The 21842-nt window shown below is 58.4% G+C and carries 26 protein-coding genes and 2 riboswitches; of the genes, 11 read left to right on the forward strand and 15 right to left on the reverse strand.

Annotated features, from left to right (window positions below):
• Positions 1-2: 2 nt before the first annotated feature.
• A riboswitch (SAM-SAH riboswitch) is annotated at positions 3-51 on the reverse strand.
• 41 nt (positions 52-92) lie between these two features.
• The 6 genes from lnt to miaB all read right to left on the reverse strand — a co-directional run bounded on the left by lnt (position 93) and on the right by miaB (position 6432).
• Positions 93-1598: an apolipoprotein N-acyltransferase gene (lnt, locus tag ACR0AI_RS11575; protein ID WP_480673881.1), complete on the reverse strand. Its 1506-nt coding sequence runs from the start codon at positions 1596-1598 to the stop codon at positions 93-95.
• Positions 1595-2476: a hemolysin family protein gene (locus tag ACR0AI_RS11580; RefSeq protein WP_170640489.1), complete on the reverse strand. Its 882-nt coding sequence runs from the start codon at positions 2474-2476 to the stop codon at positions 1595-1597. Before ACR0AI_RS11580 ends, lnt begins: the two co-directional genes overlap by 4 nt.
• A gap of 36 nt (positions 2477-2512) precedes the next feature.
• On the reverse strand, positions 2513-3007 hold the full coding sequence (gene ybeY, locus ACR0AI_RS11585; RefSeq protein ID WP_480673878.1) for an rRNA maturation RNase YbeY: 495 nt from the start codon (positions 3005-3007) through the stop codon (positions 2513-2515).
• A 34-nt stretch (positions 3008-3041) separates the two neighbouring features.
• A complete protein-coding gene (locus ACR0AI_RS11590; protein ID WP_170462382.1) occupies positions 3042-4064 on the reverse strand; it encodes a PhoH family protein in 1023 nt (340 codons plus the stop codon).
• A 122-nt stretch (positions 4065-4186) separates the two neighbouring features.
• Positions 4187-4825: an outer membrane protein gene (locus tag ACR0AI_RS11595; protein ID WP_480673876.1), complete on the reverse strand. Its 639-nt coding sequence runs from the start codon at positions 4823-4825 to the stop codon at positions 4187-4189.
• A 284-nt stretch (positions 4826-5109) separates the two neighbouring features.
• On the reverse strand, positions 5110-6432 hold the full coding sequence (gene miaB / locus ACR0AI_RS11600; RefSeq protein WP_480673874.1) for a tRNA (N6-isopentenyl adenosine(37)-C2)-methylthiotransferase MiaB: 1323 nt from the start codon (positions 6430-6432) through the stop codon (positions 5110-5112).
• A 122-nt stretch (positions 6433-6554) separates the two neighbouring features.
• On the opposite strand from miaB, the gene ACR0AI_RS11605 reads away from it, so the two are divergent.
• Positions 6555-7418, forward strand: coding sequence for a hypothetical protein (locus ACR0AI_RS11605; protein WP_480673872.1), 864 nt, complete (start codon positions 6555-6557; stop codon positions 7416-7418).
• Between the two features lie 64 nt (positions 7419-7482).
• Here the strand turns inward: ACR0AI_RS11605 and ACR0AI_RS11610 are convergent, their stop codons facing one another.
• Positions 7483-8280, reverse strand: coding sequence for a phytanoyl-CoA dioxygenase family protein (locus tag ACR0AI_RS11610; RefSeq protein ID WP_480673870.1), 798 nt, complete (start codon positions 8278-8280; stop codon positions 7483-7485).
• Positions 8281-8363: 83 nt separating this feature from the next.
• On the opposite strand from ACR0AI_RS11610, the gene ACR0AI_RS11615 reads away from it, so the two are divergent.
• Positions 8364-9287, forward strand: a complete 924-nt coding sequence (locus ACR0AI_RS11615; RefSeq protein WP_480673868.1) for a LysR family transcriptional regulator — start codon at positions 8364-8366, stop codon at positions 9285-9287.
• Here the strand turns inward: ACR0AI_RS11615 and irrA are convergent.
• Positions 9262-9681, reverse strand: a complete 420-nt coding sequence (gene irrA / locus ACR0AI_RS11620; protein WP_170477982.1) for an iron response transcriptional regulator IrrA — start codon at positions 9679-9681, stop codon at positions 9262-9264. The two genes, ACR0AI_RS11615 and irrA, sit on opposite strands and share 26 nt — an antisense overlap.
• A 187-nt stretch (positions 9682-9868) precedes the next feature.
• Here irrA and fabA point away from each other — a divergent pair, with 187 nt between their 5' ends.
• From fabA to ACR0AI_RS11640, 4 genes are read left to right on the forward strand one after another with little or no spacing between them, the layout of a single operon-like run.
• Positions 9869-10378 (forward strand): bifunctional 3-hydroxydecanoyl-ACP dehydratase/trans-2-decenoyl-ACP isomerase, encoded by a 510-nt coding sequence (fabA, locus tag ACR0AI_RS11625; RefSeq protein WP_170378117.1) that lies wholly within the window; start codon positions 9869-9871, stop codon positions 10376-10378.
• Positions 10379-10425: 47 nt separating this feature from the next.
• Complete coding sequence (gene fabB / locus ACR0AI_RS11630; protein WP_480673866.1) at positions 10426-11655, forward strand: beta-ketoacyl-ACP synthase I; 1230 nt, start codon at positions 10426-10428, stop codon at positions 11653-11655.
• Between the two features lie 5 nt (positions 11656-11660).
• Entirely contained in the window at positions 11661-12452 is a 792-nt protein-coding gene (locus tag ACR0AI_RS11635; RefSeq protein ID WP_170377661.1) for an enoyl-ACP reductase FabI, read from the forward strand.
• A 59-nt stretch (positions 12453-12511) separates the two neighbouring features.
• Positions 12512-12691, forward strand: a complete 180-nt coding sequence (locus ACR0AI_RS11640; protein ID WP_170640503.1) for a hypothetical protein — start codon at positions 12512-12514, stop codon at positions 12689-12691.
• A 12-nt stretch (positions 12692-12703) separates the two neighbouring features.
• Here the strand turns inward: ACR0AI_RS11640 and ACR0AI_RS11645 are convergent, their stop codons facing one another.
• On the reverse strand, positions 12704-13132 hold the full coding sequence (locus tag ACR0AI_RS11645; RefSeq protein WP_170377657.1) for an FKBP-type peptidyl-prolyl cis-trans isomerase: 429 nt from the start codon (positions 13130-13132) through the stop codon (positions 12704-12706).
• 249 nt (positions 13133-13381) lie between these two features.
• A riboswitch (cobalamin riboswitch) is annotated at positions 13382-13583 on the forward strand.
• A 128-nt stretch (positions 13584-13711) separates the two neighbouring features.
• Here ACR0AI_RS11645 and ACR0AI_RS11650 point away from each other — a divergent pair.
• Genes ACR0AI_RS11650 through ACR0AI_RS11670 form a run of 5 tightly spaced genes read left to right on the forward strand, consistent with a single transcriptional unit; the run spans position 13712 to position 17119 of the window.
• Positions 13712-14497 (forward strand): DUF4198 domain-containing protein, encoded by a 786-nt coding sequence (locus tag ACR0AI_RS11650; protein WP_480673864.1) that lies wholly within the window; start codon positions 13712-13714, stop codon positions 14495-14497.
• Between the two features lie 6 nt (positions 14498-14503).
• Positions 14504-15115, forward strand: a complete 612-nt coding sequence (gene cbiM, locus ACR0AI_RS11655) for a cobalt transporter CbiM (RefSeq protein WP_170477725.1) — start codon at positions 14504-14506, stop codon at positions 15113-15115.
• A complete protein-coding gene (locus ACR0AI_RS11660) occupies positions 15112-15690 on the forward strand; it encodes a cobalt ABC transporter permease (RefSeq protein ID WP_480540146.1) in 579 nt (192 codons plus the stop codon). The genes cbiM and ACR0AI_RS11660 overlap by 4 nt, the downstream gene beginning before the upstream one ends.
• Positions 15690-16472 (forward strand): cobalt ECF transporter T component CbiQ, encoded by a 783-nt coding sequence (cbiQ, locus tag ACR0AI_RS11665; RefSeq protein WP_480673861.1) that lies wholly within the window; start codon positions 15690-15692, stop codon positions 16470-16472. The genes ACR0AI_RS11660 and cbiQ overlap by 1 nt, the downstream gene beginning before the upstream one ends.
• Positions 16469-17119 carry an energy-coupling factor ABC transporter ATP-binding protein gene (locus ACR0AI_RS11670; RefSeq protein WP_480673859.1) on the forward strand — a complete coding sequence of 217 codons (651 nt, stop codon included), beginning with the start codon at positions 16469-16471 and terminating at the stop codon, positions 17117-17119. The genes cbiQ and ACR0AI_RS11670 overlap by 4 nt, the downstream gene beginning before the upstream one ends.
• A gap of 103 nt (positions 17120-17222) precedes the next feature.
• Here the strand turns inward: ACR0AI_RS11670 and rplQ are convergent, their stop codons facing one another.
• The 6 genes from rplQ to secY form a co-directional block, all read right to left on the reverse strand.
• Positions 17223-17642 (reverse strand): 50S ribosomal protein L17, encoded by a 420-nt coding sequence (gene rplQ, locus ACR0AI_RS11675; RefSeq protein ID WP_170334079.1) that lies wholly within the window; start codon positions 17640-17642, stop codon positions 17223-17225.
• 117 nt (positions 17643-17759) lie between these two features.
• Positions 17760-18776 (reverse strand): DNA-directed RNA polymerase subunit alpha, encoded by a 1017-nt coding sequence (locus tag ACR0AI_RS11680; RefSeq protein ID WP_170377644.1) that lies wholly within the window; start codon positions 18774-18776, stop codon positions 17760-17762.
• A gap of 114 nt (positions 18777-18890) precedes the next feature.
• Entirely contained in the window at positions 18891-19280 is a 390-nt protein-coding gene (rpsK, locus tag ACR0AI_RS11685) for a 30S ribosomal protein S11 (protein ID WP_008757289.1), read from the reverse strand.
• A 15-nt stretch (positions 19281-19295) separates the two neighbouring features.
• Positions 19296-19664, reverse strand: a complete 369-nt coding sequence (gene rpsM / locus ACR0AI_RS11690) for a 30S ribosomal protein S13 (protein ID WP_170377641.1) — start codon at positions 19662-19664, stop codon at positions 19296-19298.
• 201 nt (positions 19665-19865) lie between these two features.
• Positions 19866-20441 carry an adenylate kinase gene (locus ACR0AI_RS11695; protein ID WP_480673857.1) on the reverse strand — a complete coding sequence of 192 codons (576 nt, stop codon included), beginning with the start codon at positions 20439-20441 and terminating at the stop codon, positions 19866-19868.
• Complete coding sequence (gene secY, locus ACR0AI_RS11700; RefSeq protein WP_170555668.1) at positions 20438-21802, reverse strand: preprotein translocase subunit SecY; 1365 nt, start codon at positions 21800-21802, stop codon at positions 20438-20440. The genes ACR0AI_RS11695 and secY overlap by 4 nt, the downstream gene beginning before the upstream one ends.
• Positions 21803-21842 lie beyond the last annotated feature (40 nt).

Genomic DNA, 21842 nt, shown 5'->3' on the forward strand with positions numbered 1-21842 from the left:
TGTGCTCCATTGAAGTTCCTCTGCCACGCCAGGAAGCCGTTGTGACAGGCACCAAGGGCATACGCGCCTTGCGAAATGACGTCAATCGGAAACTAGGCGCTGCGCGGCCGCGGCATGCGCCACAGCAACACGGCCAACAAGAGCAAGACGGCGAACACGGGCAGGTCCCCCATGCGGGAATAGACCGTCGGCGCGAGAGGCAACGGCAGATCGGCGTCTACGAACCCCGCCTGCCCCAAAGGAAGCGATGCGGTAATCCGACCCAAAGGGTCGATCATCCCCGAAATGCCGGTATTGGCGGACCGCATCAGCGGCAGCCCCTGCTCAATCGCCCGCATCTGGGCCTGGGCAAGATGCTGGTAAGGGCCGGAACGGGTTCCGAACCAAGCATCATTGGTGATCTGCAAGATGAAATCGGCGCGTTCCGGCGCGCCGTTTACGTCCTGCGGAAAGACGGCTTCGTAGCAGATCAGTGGCAGAGCCTGCCCCAGCTTACCTGCCTGCATCACCGCAGGCCCCGGCCCCGAACTGAACCCATGACCAGCCGTTGTGGCCATGCCGTGAATACCGAAACGGGCCATCAGGTTTCCGAACGGGACATATTCGCCAAATGGGGCCAGATGATGCTTGTCATACAGACCCGTCTGCTGCCCTTTCTCATCCAGATAGATCATCGAGTTGTAGATGCGCGGCCCGTCCCCTCGCTGAATGCCCAGAATAACCGGAACGCCCTGAGCCGCGTCCGTGGCGGCCTCAAGATAAGGATGGGCGCTGCTGAGCCACGCCGGAATTGAAGTCTCGGGCCAGACGATCAGGTCGGGAGGTGGCTCCGCCGCGGTGAACTCGATCTGGCGCGCGAAGAAAAGGGGCGCATATGCAGGATCCCATTTCTGATGCTGAGGCGCATTCGGCTGGATCAGTCGGACCGTATTTTCACCATATTCAATCACCGGCCTGCTGGAGGCGTAGACCATGGCAAGAACGGCGACACCGACGAACCCAGCGAACGGAATCAAAAGCGAACGGAGAGCCACAGGTTGCACCATCGCGGCCCCAAGCGAAAACGTCACCGCGAAGGTCAGCGCAGCTAGCCCATAGGGGCCAATCAAAGACAAAAGCTGCGCAACCGGCGTGTCGACCCAGACCTGCGCAACCCCGGCCCAGGGGAAGCCGGTCAGAAGATAACCGCGACCAAACTCGGCCAGTGACACTGTCAGGGCCAACAACACAGCCTGTCGTACAGACGGGGTATCGACCCGTCGCGCCGCCCAGAATGCTGCCGCCCAGAACAAAGCCAGGCCGCCAGCCATAAAGACAAGCGCAAACGGAGCCATCCAAGCATGGCGCTCGGCATCCACTTGGAAAGGCTCGATGATCCAACTCAGCGCATGGGCGAAGTAGCCGGTGGCAAAGGCCCAGCCCAACCACGCGGCCCGCGCGCGGGTTTCGCAGGCGAGAAAGAACGCGGGAATTAGGGTCAGCGCAATCAGCGTCAGCGGCCAGTAGCCAAACGGCGCCAAGCCATAAGCGCCCAGCGCCCCCAAGGTAGCTGCGGCACCAAGTCTAAGCCACAAAGGCCAACCCCGGACAGGGATCATGCAGCGACGTCCGGCAACATGACGCGCAGACGCTTGATGCGGCGCGGGTCAGCATCAATCACCTCGAACTCCGGGCCTTCGGGATGCAGTACAACCTCACCCCGCGCCGGAACACGGCCCGACAGCATGAAGACCAGACCGCCCAGAGTTTCGATCTCTTCCTCGTCCACATCCTCGTGGCTGGTCAGAGAACGTCCGATCTCGGCCTCGAAATCCTCAAGCGGAACGCGGGCCTGAACGACGTAGCAACCCGGCTTTTCCTGCAACCAAAGCTGATCTTCGTGCGCGTCATGCTCATCCGCGATTTCGCCGACGACCTGCTCAATCAGGTCTTCGATGGTTAACAACCCGTCAACGCCGCCATATTCATCGATCACCAGCGCCATGTGGCGACGCTCGGTCTGCATCTTGGTCAGCAAAACACCGATAGGCATCGAGGGCGGCACAAACAGCAGCGTGCGCAGCATCGAGGTCAGGTCGAACTCGGCTCCGCCACCATTGAACCCATGGGTCAGAGCAAAATCCTTGAGGTGGACAAAACCCAGCGGCGTATCCAGCGTACCTTCATACACGGGTATCCGCGACAGGCCGCTTTCGCGAAAGACCTGCGCCAGCTCATCCTTGGAAATCGTTGAGGGAACCGAGACGATTTCAACGGTCGGAATGGCGACATCCTCAACCCGCTTGCGACGCAGGTTAACCATGCCGCGATGTTGATTGTCGGCTATTTCATGCCCGTTGACCGGAGCGCTTTGCTCCTCTTCGGCCCCTGAAATGGCATCCATAATCCGCGAAAAGAAACCGCTTTTCTCTTCAATGTCCAAATTCTCAGACTGCGCGCTTTGCGCCGCCCTAGAACTGCCGTCTGTATCGCCCATTGTCCTCTTCCAATTGATCGGGTGAAATAACCCGCTTCACCTATTATATGGGTCATTGATACCCAGTTTGCCAAGTATCTTGACCTCAATCCCTTCCATCAAGGTAGCATCGGGGTCACGAATGTGATCATACCCCAGCAAATGCAACGTGCCGTGAACGATCAGATGCGTCACGTGATCAGACATGGATTTGCCCGCCTCAGCGGCCTCGCGCGCGCATGTGTCGTATGAGATCGCAATGTCCCCAAGGGCGATTTCGCCGGTAAAATCGGGTTCCGGCAGTTCGGGCGTTTCCCCTGCGACATCGGCCGCGAGGTCTTCGGCGGGCCAGCTCAGAACGTTCGTCGGTGTTGGTTTTTCCCGGAACTCGGCGTTCAGTTCGGCAATTCGGGTGTCATCGCAGGCCAGCAGGCTAACCTCACACAAATCCGGATCCAGCCCGCAATGGTGCAGAACCGCCTCGACCGCGCGCAAGGACAGAGACTCGAGCCCCTGCCAGCGGTCGTCTTCCACGGTAAGTTCAAGGTTCATCCTGTCGCCTCAAAGCCTGATGTCGGGCCTTGAGTTATCCTGTCTCGCGCCCTGAATCGGCCTCATACGCTTCGATGATTGCGGCGACAAGCGGATGCCGCACCACATCTTTCGAAGTGAAGTAATTGAAGCTGATATTCGGGATCGTTTTCAGCAGGCGTTCGGCATCTGCCAGCCCAGATTGAACCCCACGCGGCAAATCGACCTGCGACCGGTCACCCGTTATGACCATGCGGCTGCCCTCGCCCAGACGGGTCAGGAACATCTTCATCTGCATGGTCGTTGCGTTCTGCGCCTCATCCAGCACAACAAAAGCATTGGCCAACGTCCGCCCTCGCATGAACGCCAGCGGAGCGATTTCGATTCGTTTTTCCTCGATCAGTTTGGCGAGTTGCTTGCCGGGCAAAAAGTCGTTCAGCGCGTCGTAGAGCGGCTGCATATACGGATCGACTTTGTCCTTCATGTCGCCCGGCAGATAGCCCAGCTTTTCCCCGGCCTCGACCGCAGGACGGCTGAGGATGATGCGGTCTACGTGGCCGCCGATAAACATCGACACACCAACGGCAACAGCGAGATAGGTCTTACCAGTACCCGCCGGGCCAATTCCGAAGGCTAGCTCATTCTGGAAGAGCGACTGCACATAGGCTTTTTGCGCATCTGTGCGGGGTTCGACCAGCTTTTTGCGGGTCTTGATCTCAACGGTACCGCCCTTGAACATCTCAAGCTGGTCGCCGTCTCGACTACCGGTCCCCTGTTCCGAGCCACCCATGCGCAGCTCTCGGTCCACATCAGCGGCTTCGACATCGCGCCCGCCTTCCAGACGGGTGTAAAGGGCCTGCAAAACCTCAATGGCGGTTTTCTGCGAATCCTCTTCACCCATCACCACCAACTGATTGCCGCGGCGCACAATCTGGACCGAGAGCTTCTGCTCAATCTCGGTCAGGTTGCGGTCATATTCGCCACATAAATCAATCAACAAGCGGTTGTCGGGGAATTCTACAAATGCCTCGCGCTGGGGCATCTCATCTTGCGGTGGGGTCAGGGCACCGATGGCCAATCCGTTCTCCTGTCTTGGCGTTTCACGTTGAGCGTAGACAAGAACTCGGACCAGGTGCAAGCCACAGTTTCAAAAATTCGCACGGCGATGACAAAAGCGCCGATCGGGCGCTTTGCCCCGGTTTAGAACTTGTAGTTCAAACCGAACCTCAGACCGCGATAGTTCGGTGTGGATTTTGTCGAAAAACCCGAAGAGAATTCAATATCCTTGGAGTCGAACTGGACATATTCAAACTCACCTGTGATCGACCAGTCTTCCGTCAGATAGTGTTCCGCACCAATACTTAGCGAGAACCCGTTGCGGCGATCCGAGGCCTCAAACGACTGTGTGCCAGTGGTGGACGAAATACTGTTTGTCGTCTCTACGTCACCCCAAAGGTAACCGACACTGACGAAATAAAGGATTCGCCCGCTGCGGTTGGTCAGGCCATTCCGAAACCGCAAGGTGACAATATCCGAGACTTCTGAACCACCCTGAACCGTCTCAGAGCCGACTACGGTGGATACACTGTCGTCAAGAGATCCAAAATCATATCCCAGCTCAAATCCGTATACATAGTCACGACCGCCCCGAGCCGGCAGGACACCGCGCCAGCCACCACGCACACCGCCATAACTTCCGCTGATGTCCTGATCGCCAATTGCAAAAGTATCGGTTGGTGTGGTCAGACCGAACCGGTCATCGCCTCCGCCGCCATAACCTGCTGTCAAACCGAGATAAAAAGCACTGACATCGTCGCTGAAGCGCTTATTACTGATCACCTCGGGATCAGATATGTCCCCCGTTTGATCACTCGCCCACGTCGCGCTGGCTCCAAAAGCCACCAAAGTTGCGACCGACACAGACCAGAGACCTCTGCACTTCAGAACTACCACTCAATACCCTCCATCGACGCCACTTTCGTGATCGGCAAAAACAAACCTTCCGCAAGCGGTCGAGGCCCATCAGAAAACTTGGCTCCTCTCGGAACATAGTTCCAATTCATAAATCAAGGGTAAATTTTAGATATATTCGTACGGGCACGACGTGCCCGCAAAGAACCACCTTATTGCAACAGTTCCCCGGCCAAAGAGTTCGCGCCAGACTTCACGATACGCACCTTCCGCAGGTCTCCCACGTTCAGGTCAGACCCAACCACGTGCACCGAGTGAAGATAGTCTGATTTTCCAACCATTTGCCCTTCGAGCCGCCCGGGTTTCTCAAACAGAACACCGACTGTGCGACCGACCATAGAATCCTGAATCTCGCGCTGATGCTTGGTGATCAGAGCTTGCAAGCGTTGTAAGCGGTCATCCGCCGCCGCCGGGTCAACCTGGGCGCGCTCCGCCGCCGGAGTGCCCGGACGGGTCGAGTACTTGAACGAGTAGGCATAGCCGTATTTGACTTGCTCGACCAAATCCAAAGTCGCCTGGAAATCCTCTTCGGTTTCTTCCGGGAAGCCGACGATGAAATCCCCCGACATCACGATATCCGGACGCGCAGCGCGGATACGGTCGACCAGGCGCAAATAGCTGTCCGCCGTGTGGCTGCGGTTCATCCGCTTGAGAATCCGATCCGACCCCGCCTGCACGGGCAAATGCAAGTAAGGCATCAGCTTGTCACAGGTACCATGCGCCTCAATCAGATCATCTGCCATGTCATTGGGATGCGAGGTGGTAAAACGGATACGCTCCAGCCCGTCGACCTTGTTCAACTCCCAGATCAGCCCGGCCAGCGTCATGTCGCCATTGGGACCGGCACCGTGATAGGCGTTGACGTTCTGACCAAGCAGAGTGATCTCGCGCACGCCGCGTTCGACCAGATCCTGCGCTTCACGAATGATGCGGTCGGCCGGGCGGCTGACCTCGGCCCCGCGGGTATAGGGCACAACGCAGAAGGCGCAGAACTTGTCGCAACCCTCCTGTACCGTCAAAAACGCCGTCGGGCCGCGTTTGGCCTTGGGACGGTTCTTGAGCTTTTCGAACTTGTCCTCTTCGGGGAAATCCGTGTCTAAAGCTTTGGCCCCTTCACGGGTCTTGGCCTCCATCTCCGGCAAACGGTGATAGCTTTGTGGTCCAACCACCAGATCGACCAGAGGCTGACGGCGCATGATCTCTTCACCCTCGGCCTGCGCAACACAACCCGCCACCCCGATCTTGAGATCGGGCTTTTCCGCTTTCAATCCCTTGAACCGGCCAAGCTCGGAATAAACCTTTTCGGCGGCTTTTTCGCGGATATGGCAGGTGTTCAGCAGGATCATATCCGCATCGTCCGGCGACTTGGTCTCGACATATCCCTGCCCGCCCAAGGCCTCGGCCATACGCTCGCTGTCGTAGACATTCATCTGACAGCCATAGGTCTTGATAAACAGCTTTTTAGGTTCAGACATGGATCGGGCCTTTGCAGTCGCTGGATCGGCGTCATCTATATGCTTCGAACGCCGCTTGCAATGCCGGCGCAATTACCCGAATTTGGCGAAACTTTCCAGCAAGACGCGAATGAAAACCGGCGATGCAGTACGAATCCCTCGACAGCTTTCTGAATTCAGGCCAATCCGCCCTGTTCAAAGGTCCCGTGGCCCTGATTTTCGCCGAAGACAAGACCGAGGTTGAAAGTACGCTACACCACCATCTAAACCTCGGCTTCAAGTCCGTCGTGGCTTTCATGCCCGCCGAGTTCACCCTCAGCGAGGACCTGACCGCGCGGATACATCGCGTGACACTCAGATGCGCGCCCCGGACCGTGGTGTTCGACGCGATCAACCGCATCACAAAAGTCGCACCCAGCGTCTGGATGTACTACTGCTACAACGCCGAGTACCTGTTCTACCCTTTCTGTGAAACGCGCAGCATAGGGGAATTGCTGGCCTTCCACACCGAGGAACGCCGAAACGCAATGTTGTGTCACGTGATCGACCTCTATGCCGGTGATCTGACCCAGTTCCCGAACGGCGTAGCCCCTGACCAGGCCATGCTGGACAGCACCGGTTACTATGCCCACACCCGCCACGACCCCACGGGCCGCCCGGTCGAGCGCCAATTGGACATGTCCGGCGGCCTGCGCTGGCGGTTCGAAGATCACATCCCCTATGAACGCCGCCGTATTGACAGAATCGCGCTCTTCAATTCCCGCAAAGACCTGATCCTGCAGCCCGACCACACGTTCAACGAGGCCGAATACAACACCTATGCCTGCCCATGGCATCACAATCTAACGGCTGCGATCTGCTCATTCCGGGCGGCAAAAGCTCTGAAAAGCAACGCAGGTTCGGCCTTCGACATCTCCAGCTTCCGTTGGCACAATTCCGTCTCGTTCGAATGGACATCGCGCCAATTGCTCGATCTGGGATTGATCGAGCCCGGCCAGTGGTTCTGATCCGCTCTTCATCTGGCTGAAAATATCCCGGGGCAGGCGCCGCAGGCGGCGGGGGCAGAGCCCCCTATCGCTGCAGCAGTATCGGGAACCAGTCTTCCCGCAAACGCTGACCGGGGACCATATCATGCCCCGGAAACGGAGGCGACGTGCGGCCCGGACGCTCGACATAGCGCGCATCATCCCCGACCAGCCTTAGTGAAAACGCCCGGCGACGACTGTCCGAGTGATTCCCTCGCGCCCCGTGCAGGGTACGGTAGTTGAACGCGACCGCGTCGCCGGGTTCCATTTCGAACTCGACCACTTTCATCCCTTCCGCATCCGGATCGGGGACCGGAATGTACTGACCTTCATCAGCAAAGAACCCCTCTTCGCTTACCCAGCGGGTCGGCAGCACCTCTTTCTCCCACCTGTGCGATCCCGCAACACAGCGCAAGGTGGCCTGTTTCACCGGGTCCAAGGGCGACCAGAAGCTGATCGTCTGCTGCCCTTCGACAAAGTAATACGGCCCGTCCTGATGCCAGGGCGTCGACATCGAAGTGCCCGGCTCTTTCACCAGTACATGGTCGTGAAACATCTGCACGGTTTTCGACTGCATGAGATCCGCTGCGACCTCAGCCGCCGGAGAGGTCTCGATCACCTCGCGGAACTGCGGGATACGGGTCCAGTTGCAGTAGTCATCAAAGAACAGCCCGGTCTGCCCCTCTTTTTTGTTGTCCGAGGCATAGGGTCCCGGCTCAGCCATATTGGCGGCAACCCCGTGGCGCAGCGCGTCCACGTGGTCGGCAAAAAGCCCTTTGATCAGGACAACCCCGTCAGTCTGATAGGTGTCGATCATGTCCTGAGAAACAAGAGGGTGTGGCATGGCGTTCTCCTTGTGCTTGACCCGTTTAAAGGACAACAAAGCCATCTATTCAAATCATATCTTTCGAAGTAATAATTAACCTGATGTTATATATCTCACTGCGCCAATACGAATATGTCTGCGCCATCGGCCGCCATGGCAGCTTGTCTGCTGCAGCCCATGCGCTGAACGTTTCGCAACCTGCCCTATCGACGGCCCTGACGCGGGTTGAGTCGCTTCTGGGATATCCGCTGTTCATGCGTCGACGCGGGGCGGCGATGACCACAACCCCTCAGGGGCGCCTTTTCATCGAACAGGCGGAAAAGCTGTTGCACTCTGCCGCGCAGATCGAAAATCCGACAGATGCGCCGCACGGGTCTTCACACCTGCGGTTGGGCTGTTTCATTGATCTGGCGCCGTTTCATCTGGCCTCGGCCTTGCGCAGTCTGCAAACTGCCCTGCCCGATGTGACCATCACCTATCACGTGGACAGTTTCGAGGGGTTGCTGGACGGTCTGATCAACGGTCAGACGGATATCGCGATCACATATGACCTTGGCATGGATGCAGGGTATACCCGGCAAGCGCTGTTCGACAGTGTCCCGCACGCTTTGGTCCCACCTGATCACCCGCTTGCAACAGCCCACAGTGTGACTTTGACCGATCTGGAACAGGAACCCCTGATCCTGTCAAAAGAGGGGCTGTCGGCGCAGCACGTCTTGAACCTGTTTCGGCGCAAGGGCCTTAACCCAACGGTCGCCCACAGGGCCGCTACGCTTGAGATTCAGCGCAGCCTCGCAGCCCATGGCGAGGGAATCGCGATCAGCTATGCCAGCCCAAACAATTCGATGAGTTACGACAATCGTATGCTGACCCGCCTGCCGATCCTAGACAAGGACGCTACTGAGCCTGTCGTCTTGGCGCGCCACGGAACCGGCCCCGTCGAAGCCACATTGACCTCAGCGGAGCGTATCCTCTTTGATGCGTTGTCCGAGGATAGAACTAAGGTTTCTTGCGAAGACGGATAACCACGTCGACCGAGGCGATCTCGACCCCTTCCGGTGCCTGCGGGAGGCGCTGGATCACCAACTCTTCGGACGGAGCGTCGCTCAGCCGGCTTTCGTCTTCCCAGTAGAAATGTGGGTGATCATGGGTGTTGGTGTCAAAATAGCTTTTCGACCCATCCACCGTGATCTCTTGCAGGACGCCCGCATCGCAGAACGCGCGCAGCGTATTGTAGACGGTCGCAAGCGAAACAGCATCACCCTTGGTCTTGGCCGAGTCAAACAGGCTTTCCGCTGTGACATGCCGGTGACGACCATCGCCCACAAGCAACTCGGCCAGCGCAACACGCTGTCGCGTCGGGCGCAATCCGGCGCTCTCCAACCAGTCTGTAGCTATCTTACGGCTCTGAGGTGTCATGAATCCGATACCCATTTTTGCTGCTTTTATATATAGGGGCGCAGGGATACCAATTTCAAATGAAATTCATTCGCAAAGACCGTCGGGACGCAACATCATCTGACCGCCGCTCTTGCAGGACCTTGCATACGGGTGCTAGGTGAGGCCAAATGTAATGAACGGACCCAAGGCAGAAGAGGCGGCAAGAATGGCCCAATTCCCAAGCAGTTTTGACAAAGAGGATCTGCTGAAATGCGCGCGAGGCGAACTTTTTGGCCCCGGCAATGCGCAATTGCCTGCCCCTCCGATGCTGATGATGGACCGGATCACCGACGTTTCGGGTGACGGAGGCGCCCATGGCAAAGGCCATGTTGTCGCAGAATTCGACATCACGCCTGATCTTTGGTTCTTTGACTGCCATTTCCCCGGCAACCCGATCATGCCGGGCTGCTTGGGTCTGGATGGTCTGTGGCAGCTGACGGGCTTCAACCTGGGCTGGCGCGGCTGGCAGGGGCGCGGCTATGCGTTGGGCGTGGGCGAAGTCAAGCTAACCGGCATGGTGCGTCCGGACCGTAAGATGCTGACCTATTATGTTGATTTTACCAAAGCCGTACAGACACGCCGTCTGACCATGGGGGTCGCGGATGGCCGTGTCGAAGCGGATGGTGAAGTGATTTACCAAGTCAAAGATATGAAGGTTGCACTGTCCGAAAGCTGACGCCAGCGGACATTACGCCAACAGGAACGGAACACAGGAGAACGCATATGCGTCGCGTCGTCGTCACCGGTTTGGGGATCGTCTCCTCGATCGGGAACAATGCCGAAGAGGTTCTCGCCTCGCTCAAAGCAGGTAAATCCGGCATCGAGGCCAATGAGCAGATGGTCGAACATGGCTTTCGCAGCCAGATCGCCGGGTCGCTCAAGATTGACGTGTCCGAACACGTTGACAAACGTACCCTGCGTTTCATGGGACCGGGTGCGGCCTACGCGCATATCGCGATGGGACAGGCTATTGCAGATTCGGGGCTGACCGAGGATCAGGTCGTCAATCCGCGCACCGGACTAGTCGCTGGTTCTGGCGGACCGTCCACCAGCGCGATGCTGACCGCGCACCAGACGGTGCTGAAGAACGGCGCCACCAAGCGGATCGGGCCTTTTGCCGTGCCGAAATGCATGTGCTCCACGATTTCCGCGAACCTTGCCACCGCCTATAAGATCAAGGGTATCAATTACTCGATCACCTCGGCCTGCTCGACCTCTCTGCATTGCATCGGCAACGCGGCGGAACAGATCATGCTGGGCAAACAGAACGTGATGTTCGCAGGTGGCGGCGAGGAGCTGGACTGGACCCTGTCCTGCCTGTTCGACGCGATGGGCGCGATGTCGTCCAAGTATAACGACACTCCGCAGAAAGCATCGCGCGCGTTCGATCAGGACCGCGACGGCTTCGTGATTTCGGGTGGCGGCGGCATTGTCGTGCTTGAGGATCTGGACCATGCGCTGGCGCGCGGTGCCAAGATCTACGCCGAGGTGACCGGCTATGCTGCGACCTCGGACGGTCATGACATGGTGGCGCCGTCCGGCGAAGGCGGTGAGCGCGCGATGCGTCTGGCTCTGTCGACCCTGCCAGAAGGCCGCAAGGTTGGTTACATCAACGCGCACGGCACCTCGACCCCGGTCGGAGATGTGGGCGAAGTTGAAGCCGTGCGTCGCATCTTCGGCGAAGGTCAGGTGCCCCCGATCTCATCCACCAAGTCGATGACCGGGCACGCACAGGGCGCGGCTGGCGCGCTCGAGGCGATCTTCTGCCTGCTCATGCTGGACAATGATTTCATAACACCGTCGATCAATGTCGACACACTAGCCGAAGGCATCCAGCCCGGTGAAATTGCAACTCAAGTGGTTGAAAATGCAGGTTTGGATTCGGTCATGACCAACAGCTTCGGCTTTGGTGGCACGAACGGATCCATGATCCTGTCAAAGTATAACGGGTGAACGAGATGTCGGAAGTTCTAAAAGGGAAACGCGGCCTGATCATGGGTGTCGCCAATGACCGGTCGATTGCCTGGGGTATCTCGAAAGCGATGCACGAAGCAGGGGCTGAGCTGGCTTTCACCTATCAGGGCGATGCGTTCGGGAAACGTCTGCAGCCGTTGGCGGAAAGCCTCGGCAGCGACTTCATGGTGGATGCGGATGTCACCGATGACGCCTCGCTGGACCGCGCCTTTGGCGAGTTGGGTGAACGCTGGCCAACCATCGACTTTGTTGTCCATGCAATCGCCTATTCGGACAAGAACGAGCTGACGGGTCGGTTCCTGAACACCACACGAGCCAATTTCAAGCACTCGATGGATGTGTCGGCCTACTCGTTCATCGAGGTCGCCCGCCGTGCCTATCCGCTGATGAAGGACAATGGTGGCTCGCTGCTGACGCTGACCTACCAAGGCTCGAATCGTGTAGTTCCGAATTACAACGTTATGGGCGTTGCCAAAGCCGCTCTGGAATCGGCGACACGCTATCTGGCCAACGACCTCGGCCCCGAAGGCATCCGTGTGAACGCAATCTCGCCCGGTCCGATGAAGACCCTGGCCGGGGCTGCAATCGGCGGTGCGCGCAAGACCTACAAGTTCTGCGACCAGAATGCGCCGATGCGCTCGAACGCTACGCTTGAGGCCGTTGGCGGCACAGCGGTTTACCTGACCTCGGACGCCGGGGCATGCACCTCGGGCGAGATCATCCGCGTGGATGGCGGTTTCCACGTGCTTGGAATGCCACAGCCGGATTTCATGTGACCATATCTTTCCCTGACGCCGCCAAGATTTGACCATCTTTCGGCGTCAGGGATATGGGCATGAGCAAAACTGACCAGATCCTTGCCAGCAATACGCGCGGCACCCAGACCAAACGGAAAACGGGATTTCTAAGCCCCCGCGCCCGTGTTCTGCTTTTGACGCTCACCACATTGCTGGTGTTGTTCGTGTTCTTCACGCAACCGCAGGTCCGTGCAGCGCTTGACGGGCTTTGGGGCTAAAACCCCAAGCCTTCAGTTCACCGAGACAACCTCAATATCGAAAATCAGGTCCTGACCAGCCAGCGGGTGATTGGCGTCTAGCGTCACCGTGGCCTCGTTCGCCTCGACAACCGTTACCGGCAGCGCCTGACCGTCCGGGGTCTGCATCTGCAACTGGGTTCCCGGCTCTAGTGGGATGTCATCCGGAATACCCTCACGCGGGATGTCCTGCCGCATCGCCGGGTTGATCGGACCATAGGCGTCGACACAGGCAATCTCGACCCGCTTCTTGTCGCCAACCGCCAATCCTGGCATCGCGCTGTCCAGGCCGGGTATGATCTGGCCCGAACCGACAACAAACTCTAACGGATCGCGCCCGTCTGAGCTGTCAAAGACGGTCTCGTCCAACAGCGTGCCGGTATAGTGGATGCGAACTGTGTCGCCTTGTTTGATCTCAGACATTGGGCCTCCGGGGCTTGTGGGAAATTAGGCGCCGAACACAAGCGCGCCACGCCGGAGTCTGACGCAGTGCAGGATGCATGCATCTGATTCTGATGTCCAGATTACGGTGCAGGCGTGCGCGTCCTCTGGTCGTCGCTTACACGCGCGCCTTCAATACCGAGCGGGCAGAACAGGAACATCCGATCCTATCGACAAGATGTTATCGCTACAGTCTTAAATAGAGATTGACCGGTGATGGGAATCTCTGCCATCAGCGTCTTCATGTCCGGTTCCGGGTTCGCCCGGAGAAAAGGGAATGCGGTGCGGGGAATTCTGATCCACCCAATGCCGCAACTGCCCCCGCAACTGTAGGCGGTGAGCAGGGCTGACACGCCACTGGGTTCCACCCGGGAAGGCCAGCCCGATGCTTTGACCCGCAAGTCAGGAGACCTGCCGGATATGCACCCTCGGAAGGGGTGTGTCACCGATGCCGGGGTGTGCATTGGGCCGATGCCCTTATTTCGGGTACATGGTCTCGTTCGCCCCGATATCAAGCAAGAAACGTGCCGGGGTTGGCACGAAGGACTAAGGAAAGACCTTGTGAAGAAACTATTTTGCACGGCTGCGGCTGCGCTGGCGATTCCAGCGATGGCGCACGCACATTTTCTGCTGGAATACACCACCGACACACTGATCGAGGCGCCGGGCGACGTGCCGGTCAAGCTGATCTTCTGGCACCCGTTTGAAAACGGCCATGTCATGGATCTGGAAAAGCCGCAGGAATTCTACGTGATCCACAATGGCGAAAAGACCGACCTGCTGGACACGCTGGAGCCCATCCGGTTTTCGAGCCCCGAAAACGAAGGCGCGGCCTTTCAGGGATCTGTTCCGGTCAAGCGTTCGGGCGACTACGTGATGGTCACGGTGCCTCAGCCCTATTACGAAGAGGCCGAGGATATCTATATCCAACAGATCACGAAGGCGTTCCTGAACCGCAACGAACTGCCGACCGACTGGATGAACCCCGCGGGTCTGGCGACCGAGATCGTGCCTCTGCACAAGCCCTACAACATCATCGCTGGCTCGACCTTCACCGGTCAGGTTCTGGCAAATGGCGAACCGGTTGCCGGCGCTGAGATCGAGATCGAATACATGGCCGCCAAGCCCAGTTTTGACAACCAAGCCTCGTCCGAGCCTACCGTTTCGCCGATGCCGGGTGGTGCTGTTGTCGCAATTTCTGACGCCAATGGCTATTTTTCCTTCGGTGTGCCGAAAGCTGGTTACTGGGGCTTTGCCGCCCTCGGTGCTGGTCCTGAAACCGAACATGAAGGCAAAGAGCTGAGCCAGGACGCGGTGATTTGGATCCGCGCCTGGGACATGGAGTAACCCCCGATGCACATCGTCGACGGAGCCCTGTCCAACCCGGTCGTCATCGGCGGAGCCGTTGCCGCCGCTGGTGGGGTCGCAATGGGCCTCAGGTCGCTGGATCTGGACCGCATCCCCACAGCAGGGGTGCTGGCGGCCAGTTTCTTCGTGGCCTCGCTGATCCATGTTCCGATCGGGCCGTCGTCGGTGCATCTGATCCTCAACGGTCTGGCCGGGCTGCTGCTCGGCTGGGCCGCCTTCCCGGCCCTGTTTGTGGGCCTGCTCCTGCAAGCCGTTTTCTTCGGCTTCGGCGGGCTGACGGTACTGGGGATCAACACGCTCAACATCGCCTTTCCGGCCGTACTGGCGGGGCTGCTGTTCCGACCCCTGATCGGTCGCGGCTCACCTGTTCATGGCGCGATCTGGGGCGGCATAGGCGGCGCCTTTGCCATTGCGGCCACGACCGTCATGGTGGGCATCTCACTGGCCCTGTCAGGGGACGAATTCCTCCCCGCTGCCAAGCTGGTCTTCTTTGCGCATATCCCCGTGATGATCATCGAGGCCGTTCTGACCGGATTTGCCGTTCTACTGGCACGAAAAGTCAAACCTGAACTGTTCCTGACAAGGCCCGCCACATGAGAAAGATTGCCCTCATCCTGGCCCTATGCGCGGCCCCTCTGCCCGCGTTGGCCCACAAGGTGATTGCCGGTGTTTTTGCATCCAGCGATGCGATCGAAGGGGAAATCGGCTTCTCCAACGGCACCATGGCGACCGATACCGAGGTTGTCGTGACCGATCCAAACGGGGTCGAGCTGGGCCGGGCCACGACCAACGCAGACGGGTTCTTCATCTACACGCCCACCACAGCCGTCGCCCATACCTTCTTTGCCGACCTCGGCGCCGGTCACGTGGCCGAGGTCACCATGCCCGCCGATGACGTTGCCAAGATCATGGGCGTCGCCATCAAGAACAAGCCTGCAGCGTCACCCACGCCTACGCCCTCCTCGGAGGGCGTCACAGTGGCCTCTCTCAGTGATAAGGAGCGTCAAGCTATCGCAGCAGCCGTTCGTGACGAAATACGCCCCCTGCGCCGGGAAATCGCCGCCTATCGCGAACATAACGACCTCCAGACCATTCTGGGCGGCATCGGATACATCTTTGGCCTCTTCGGGCTGGGCTTCTACCTCGCGGCGCGGAGGAAACTCGCAGGCTGATGGCACACGTACTGGAACCACAGGAACGGACGCTGGCCGAGGCTGGCACGATCGGTCAACAAGGGTTGATTACCTCGCTTGATCCGCGCGTGCGCATCGTCATGTCTGTTTTGTTTGCGGTCGTTGTGGTCTCCCTATCCTCCCTGCCCGCGCTTGCGGCGGCGTTGATGATCGCGCTGGCTCTACTGGTGCTATCCCGACTGCCTTGGCGCAAAACGCTCAAGCGGATGGCGATGATGGACAGTTTCATCATCTTCATGCTGGTCCTCCTGCCCTTCACGATGCCCGGCGACCCGATGTTTACCATCTGGGGGTTTCCAGCCAGCTGGCAGGGGCTCTGGAAAGCTGTGGAAATCGCGCTGACCGCCAACGCCGTGATCCTGACCGTAATGGTTCTGGTCGGCACAATGGAGCCTGTCACTCTGGGCCACGCCCTGCACCGGCTGCGCTGCCCGGAAACACTCGTGCATCTTTTGATGTTCACCATCCGCTACATCGATGTCCTACATGAGGAATATCAACGCCTCCGCGCCGCGATGAAAGTCCGAGGCTTCCGCCCCGGCACCAACTGGCACACCTACCGTAGCTTCGGCTACCTGGTCGGGATGATGCTGGTCCGGGCAATCGAACGGTCCGAGCGCATCCTCGGCGCGATGAAATGTCGGGGGTTTTCAGGCAAGATGCTGTTGCTGCAAGACTATAGCCTCACCCGACGAGATATTGTCTTCGCTGCCGGGTTTGGAGCCCTTTGCCTAGCCCTGATCCTAGTGGAATTCGCATGACACTTATCGCGCTGGACGACATCTGCTTTGCCTATCCCGGACAAGCACCGGTTCTGAACGGCGCAAACCTGCGGCTGGAGGCCGGACAACGCCTGTCATTGACCGGCCCGAACGGGGCTGGGAAATCCACGCTTCTGCATATCACACTTGGGTTGCAGCGGCCGTCTTCGGGTGCGGTGTCCGTTTTTGGCAAACCAAGACAGGCTGAGGCAGATTTCCATGAAGTGCGCCGCCATATCGGGCTTGTCTTTCAGGACCCCGACGACCAGCTGTTCTGCCCCACCGTGGCCGAGGACATTGCCTTTGGTCCGTTGAACCTCGGCAAGACGCGCGCCGAGGCCTTAGCAATTGTGGATCGAGTATTGGGTGATCTCGACCTCATGCATCTGAAGGATCGGACCACGCATAAGCTATCAGGCGGCGAAAAACGCCTGATCACGCTGGCAACTGTGTTGTCGATGGAGCCGCAAGCCCTGCTGCTGGATGAACCGACCAATGCGCTGGACACCAAGAACGAGGCGCGATTGCTCGAGATCCTTCAGTCGCTGCCTCAGGCTATCCTTCTGGTCAGCCATTCTCCTGCATTTCGCGATGCGCTGGCCCCGGACAGGCTGGAATTGCAAGACGGTAAGCTTGTCTCTGTGTGAGAAAGCTTATTTTTGGTCGCGCCGATGCAAGCAGTTTGCAACTGCGCAAAGAAGAACCCCGCGTCGAGGACACGGGGTTCTTTTTTGAAAGCTCTAGGCTTTCTTATTCTTCTGCGGCCTCTTCGGCTGCAACGCGGGCTTTGTCAGCCGCGCCTTTGGCGTCGACGTCACGATCAACGAATTCGATGATCGCCATCGGGGCCATATCGCCATAACGGAAGCCAGCTTTCAGGATGCGGACATAACCGCCCTGACGCTCGGCGTAGCGCGGACCCAGAACTTCGAACAGCTTTGCGACGTCTTTGTCTTCTTTCAGCTGTGCTGCGGCCTGGCGACGTGCGTGCAGGTCGCCGCGCTTGCCCAGAGTGACCAGCTTTTCGATGATCGGGCGCAGTTCTTTTGCCTTGGGCAGAGTTGTTTTGATTTGCTCATGCTCGATGAGCGAGCCAGCCATGTTTGCAAACAGAGCCTTGCGGTGCTCATGAGTACGGTTCAGGCGGCGGTAACCACGTGCGTGACGCATTTTTCAGTTCCTATCTTGCGTTTTGCTTTGTCTGGCCGGCGATGCGTGTCACCGGCTCTCCTTGGGGCGGAAGTGCCCGTATAGTCCCCGGACGCCCGGGCATTTGTGAAGACGCGCTTAGAACGCGTCTTCGAATTTCTTTGCCAGATCTTCGATGTTGTCGGGCGGCCAATCCTCGACATCCATGCCAAGGTGAAGACCCATACCGGACAGCACTTCTTTGATCTCGTTCAGCGACTTGCGGCCGAAGTTCGGGGTGCGCAGCATCTCGGCTTCGGTCTTCTGGATCAGATCGCCGATGTAAACGATATTGTCGTTCTTCAGGCAGTTTGCCGAACGGACCGACAGCTCCAGCTCGTCGACTTTCTTCAACAGCAGCGGGTTGAACTCCAGACCATCGTCTTCGTCCTGGCGGCCAGCCGATTCCGGCTCGTCGAAGTTGACGAAAATCGACAGCTGATCCTGCAGGATACGAGCCGCATAGGCCAGTGCATCTTCCGGAGTGATCGAGCCATCAGTTTCGATCTTCAGGGTCAGCTTGTCATAGTCCAGAACCTGACCTTCACGGGTCGGCTGAACGTCATAGGCAACCTTTTTGACCGGCGAGTAGATTGCGTCGATCGGGATCAGGCCTATGGGTGCATCTTCAGGCTTGTTCTTCTCAGCCGAGACGTAGCCCTTGCCGGTGTTGACGGTCAGTTCCATGAACAGGTCGGCGCCATCATCCAGGTGGCAGATGACGTGATCGCGGTTCAGAACCTCGATGCCCGCGCTTTCGCTGATGTCACCTGCGGTGACAACTGCGGGGCCTTTGGCATTGATCGACAGGCGCTTGGGGCCTTCGACTTCCATGCGCAGCGACACGCCTTTGAGGTTCAGGATGATGTCGGTGACGTCTTCACGCACGCCCGCCACGCTCGAGAACTCGTGCAGGACGTTGTCAATCTGAACACTGGTGATGGCCGCACCTTGCAGCGAGCTCATCAGAACGCGGCGCAGCGCGTTGCCCAGTGTCAGACCAAAGCCACGCTCCAGCGGTTCAGCAACCAGGGTTGCCTGACGCGCAGGGTCGTTGCCCGGCTTGCCGTCCAGCTGGGTCGGCTTGATCAATTCTGCCCAATTCTTGTGGATCATGTAATCCCTCCATTCCTGTCCGCGCCCCATGACCAACAAGGTGCAGACGCCCGAGGTTCAAAATGACATGCTGGGGCCGCGCAAAAACGCAGCCCCAGCTGAATTCAAAATCGCTTAGACGCGGCGGCGCTTCGGCGGGCGGCAGCCGTTGTGAGCGATCGGAGTCACGTCACGGATCGACGTGATGTTGAAGCCCACGGCAGCCAGTGCACGCAGAGCCGATTCACGACCCGAACCGGGGCCCTGAACTTCGACTTCCAGCGTCTTGACGCCATGTTCCTGCGCCTTCTTGCCTGCATCTTCTGCAGCCATCTGAGCGGCGTAGGGTGTCGATTTCCGCGACCCTTTGAAGCCCATGGTACCGGCAGACGACCACGAGATGGCGTTGCCCTGTACGTCCGAGATCAGGATCTTGGTGTTGTTGAAGGTCGAGTTCACATGGGCGACGCCCGATGCGATGTTCTTACGCTCTTTGCGCTTAACGCGAGTCTTATCACGTGCCATCAGTCAGACCCTCCCTTATTTCTTCTTACCAGCGATGGCCTTTGCGGGGCCTTTGCGGGTACGAGCGTTGGTGTGGGTGCGCTGACCGCGAACCGGCAGGTTGCGGCGGTGACGCAGACCGCGGTAGCAGCCCAGATCCATCAGGCGCTTGACGTTCATCTGAACTTCACGACGCAGGTCACCTTCGACGGTGAAGTTTTCGTCGATGAATTCGCGGATTTTCAGAACTTCGGCGTCGGACAGCTCGTTGACGCGACGGGTCGCTTCGATGCCCACGGCTTCGCAGATCGCTTTGGCCGAGGTGTTGCCGATTCCGGTGATATATGTGAGGGCGATTGGTACCCGCTTTGCAGTCGGGATGTTTACGCCGGCAATACGTGCCACGTGTCACTTTCCTTTTCGTTGCGGTTCCGTAACTCCAGAACCTTTTTTCACAACGCCTAACCGTGGCAGTGTCGCCAGAGGGTTCAGCATCATTCGAGGTGGTCGGGGCGTTTGGGACGAATCCCTCACGCAGACTTGATTCCCAATAGGGATGGGGGTCGATATGGGCTTTTGGTAGGGCCGTCAAGCCCCAACCTTGAGTCAGCCAAGAATTGACTTGATCGCCGATCTCACATCCGCAATCTCTGCCAAGCCATCGACAGGCTTCAGATTGCCTTTGGCATGATAGTAGCCAATCAGCGGAGCAGTCTTTTTGTAGTACTCCATCAGGCGAATGCGAACGCTGTCTTCGTTGTCGTCGGCCCGAACAGGCTGACCCGCAGCGCGCGCTTCTTCGGCGCGATTGACGATACGCTTGACCAGCGTCTCATCGTCAACCTGCAGCTCGACGACACAATCCAGCGTCTCGCCCTTTTCGGCAAGCAATTCACCCAGCGCATCCGCTTGCGCCAACGTGCGCGGGAAGCCATCAAAGATGAAACCGCCTTCGGCCCCCTGCTCCAGCTTTTCGCGGATCAGACCGATCACGATCTCATCGGTGACCAGCTTGCCAGCATCCATGATCGCCGCAACCTTCTGGCCCATTTCGGTGCCCGAAGTCTTGGCTTCGCGCAGCATGTCACCGGTGCTTAGCTGCACCATGCCGCGTGTTTCAACCAGATGACCGGCTTGCGTTCCTTTACCGGCGCCCGGGGGGCCAAGCAGAATGATATTCATCGACGAGCAGCTCCCTTTCTGCCGCGTTTCTTGCCTTTGCCGCGCAGTTGGGACTTTTCGATAAGCCCTTCATATTGGTGCGCCAGCAGGTGGCTCTGAACCTGTTGGATCGTGTCCATGGTTACAGAGACGATAATTAGTACCGAGGTGCCACCGAAGTAGAACGGGATGGCGAACTGGTTCCGAACGATTTCGGGCAACAGACAGACCAGCGCAAGGTAGGCCGAACCCAGAACCAGAACGCGATTGACCACGTATTCCAGATACTCGGCGGTTTTCTTGCCGGGGCGGATGCCGGGCACAAAACCGTTCTGCTTTTTCAGGTTGTCCGCAACGTCGTCGGGTTTGAAAGATACGTTGAACGTATAGAAATACGCGAAGAACACGATCATCGACGCGAAGAACAGCAGATAGAGCGGCTGTCCCGGGCCAAAGTTCGCCAGCAGCCACGACATGACCGGACCGTTTGCCGCACCCGACGAGAAAGTCGAGATCGTCACCGGCAGCAACAGCAGCGAGCTTGCAAAGATCGCAGGGATAACGCCCGACGGGTTGACCTTGACCGGCAGGTGGCTCGAGCCGCCTTCGTAAACCTTCATACCGGCCTGACGGCGCGGGTATTGAATGTGGATCTTTCGCAGGGCCCGTTCCATGAACACCACAAAGGTGATCACGACGATGACCATGAGGATCACACCAACGATCACGGCTGGGCTGATTGCACCCGAACGACCCGAAGCAAAGAACTGCGCCAGAGCGGCCGGAACCTCGGCGATGATGCCGACGAAGATGATCAGAGAGATACCGTTGCCAATGCCGCGCGCGGTGATCTGCTCACCCAGCCACATCAGGAACATGGTGCCGCCGACCAGAGTAATCATGGTCGACATGCGGAAGAACAAGCCCGGATCGGTCGCCAGATCACCCGATTCCAACGAAACGGCCAGACCATAGGCCTGCACGGTGGCCAGCGCCACAGTACCGAAACGAGTGTATTGGTTGATCTTCTTGCGGCCCTGCTCGCCCTCCTTCTTGAGTTGCTCGAGAGCGGGAACCATAGAAGTCAGCAGCTGCACAATGATCGAGGCAGAGATATAAGGCATGATGCCGAGGGCAAAGATACCCATCCGACCCAGCGCCCCGCCGGTGAACATCGAAACCATACCGCCGATGCCTTGCCCCGCTTGCTCCATAAATTCACGCAGGGCTTGTCCGTCAATCCCCGGCACCGGAATGAAGGTGCCCAGGCGATAAACGATCAACAAACCCAGTGTAAACAGGATGCGGTTGCGCAGATCGGTGGCTTTGCCAAGGGCAGACCAGCTTGTGTTGGCTGCCATTTGTTCTGCTGCTGATACCATAAATCGGTCTCTCTTATGAAAACACCGCCCAGAACCGTTT

It is taken from the genome of Ruegeria sp. BG3, from assembly GCF_056538485.1.

What these genes read in the sequence shown, in the direction of transcription:
- ACR0AI_RS11580 (WP_170640489.1), bottom strand. Translation starts at nt 2,476, where the DNA reads ATGGGCGATACAGACGGCAGTTCTAGGGCGGCGCAAAGCGCGCAGTCT.
- ACR0AI_RS11605 (WP_480673872.1), top strand. Translation starts at nt 6,555, where the DNA reads ATGCAGTACGAATCCCTCGACAGCTTTCTGAATTCAGGCCAATCCGCC.
- ACR0AI_RS11645 (WP_170377657.1), bottom strand. Translation starts at nt 13,132, where the DNA reads ATGTCTGAGATCAAACAAGGCGACACAGTTCGCATCCACTATACCGGC.
- fabB (WP_480673866.1), top strand. Translation starts at nt 10,426, where the DNA reads ATGCGTCGCGTCGTCGTCACCGGTTTGGGGATCGTCTCCTCGATCGGG.
- ACR0AI_RS11695 (WP_480673857.1), bottom strand. Translation starts at nt 20,441, where the DNA reads ATGAATATCATTCTGCTTGGCCCCCCGGGCGCCGGTAAAGGAACGCAA.
- ybeY (WP_480673878.1), bottom strand. Translation starts at nt 3,007, where the DNA reads ATGAACCTTGAACTTACCGTGGAAGACGACCGCTGGCAGGGGCTCGAG.
- rplQ (WP_170334079.1), bottom strand. Translation starts at nt 17,642, where the DNA reads ATGCGTCACGCACGTGGTTACCGCCGCCTGAACCGTACTCATGAGCAC.
- fabA (WP_170378117.1), top strand. Translation starts at nt 9,869, where the DNA reads ATGGCCCAATTCCCAAGCAGTTTTGACAAAGAGGATCTGCTGAAATGC.
- lnt (WP_480673881.1), bottom strand. Translation starts at nt 1,598, where the DNA reads ATGATCCCTGTCCGGGGTTGGCCTTTGTGGCTTAGACTTGGTGCCGCA.
- ACR0AI_RS11635 (WP_170377661.1), top strand. Translation starts at nt 11,661, where the DNA reads ATGTCGGAAGTTCTAAAAGGGAAACGCGGCCTGATCATGGGTGTCGCC.
- ACR0AI_RS11660 (WP_480540146.1), top strand. Translation starts at nt 15,112, where the DNA reads ATGAGAAAGATTGCCCTCATCCTGGCCCTATGCGCGGCCCCTCTGCCC.
- secY (WP_170555668.1), bottom strand. Translation starts at nt 21,802, where the DNA reads ATGGTATCAGCAGCAGAACAAATGGCAGCCAACACAAGCTGGTCTGCC.
- irrA (WP_170477982.1), bottom strand. Translation starts at nt 9,681, where the DNA reads ATGACACCTCAGAGCCGTAAGATAGCTACAGACTGGTTGGAGAGCGCC.
- miaB (WP_480673874.1), bottom strand. Translation starts at nt 6,432, where the DNA reads ATGTCTGAACCTAAAAAGCTGTTTATCAAGACCTATGGCTGTCAGATG.
- ACR0AI_RS11680 (WP_170377644.1), bottom strand. Translation starts at nt 18,776, where the DNA reads ATGATCCACAAGAATTGGGCAGAATTGATCAAGCCGACCCAGCTGGAC.
- ACR0AI_RS11670 (WP_480673859.1), top strand. Translation starts at nt 16,469, where the DNA reads ATGACACTTATCGCGCTGGACGACATCTGCTTTGCCTATCCCGGACAA.
- ACR0AI_RS11610 (WP_480673870.1), bottom strand. Translation starts at nt 8,280, where the DNA reads ATGCCACACCCTCTTGTTTCTCAGGACATGATCGACACCTATCAGACT.
- ACR0AI_RS11640 (WP_170640503.1), top strand. Translation starts at nt 12,512, where the DNA reads ATGAGCAAAACTGACCAGATCCTTGCCAGCAATACGCGCGGCACCCAG.
- ACR0AI_RS11615 (WP_480673868.1), top strand. Translation starts at nt 8,364, where the DNA reads ATGTTATATATCTCACTGCGCCAATACGAATATGTCTGCGCCATCGGC.
- rpsK (WP_008757289.1), bottom strand. Translation starts at nt 19,280, where the DNA reads ATGGCACGTGATAAGACTCGCGTTAAGCGCAAAGAGCGTAAGAACATC.
- cbiM (WP_170477725.1), top strand. Translation starts at nt 14,504, where the DNA reads ATGCACATCGTCGACGGAGCCCTGTCCAACCCGGTCGTCATCGGCGGA.
- cbiQ (WP_480673861.1), top strand. Translation starts at nt 15,690, where the DNA reads ATGGCACACGTACTGGAACCACAGGAACGGACGCTGGCCGAGGCTGGC.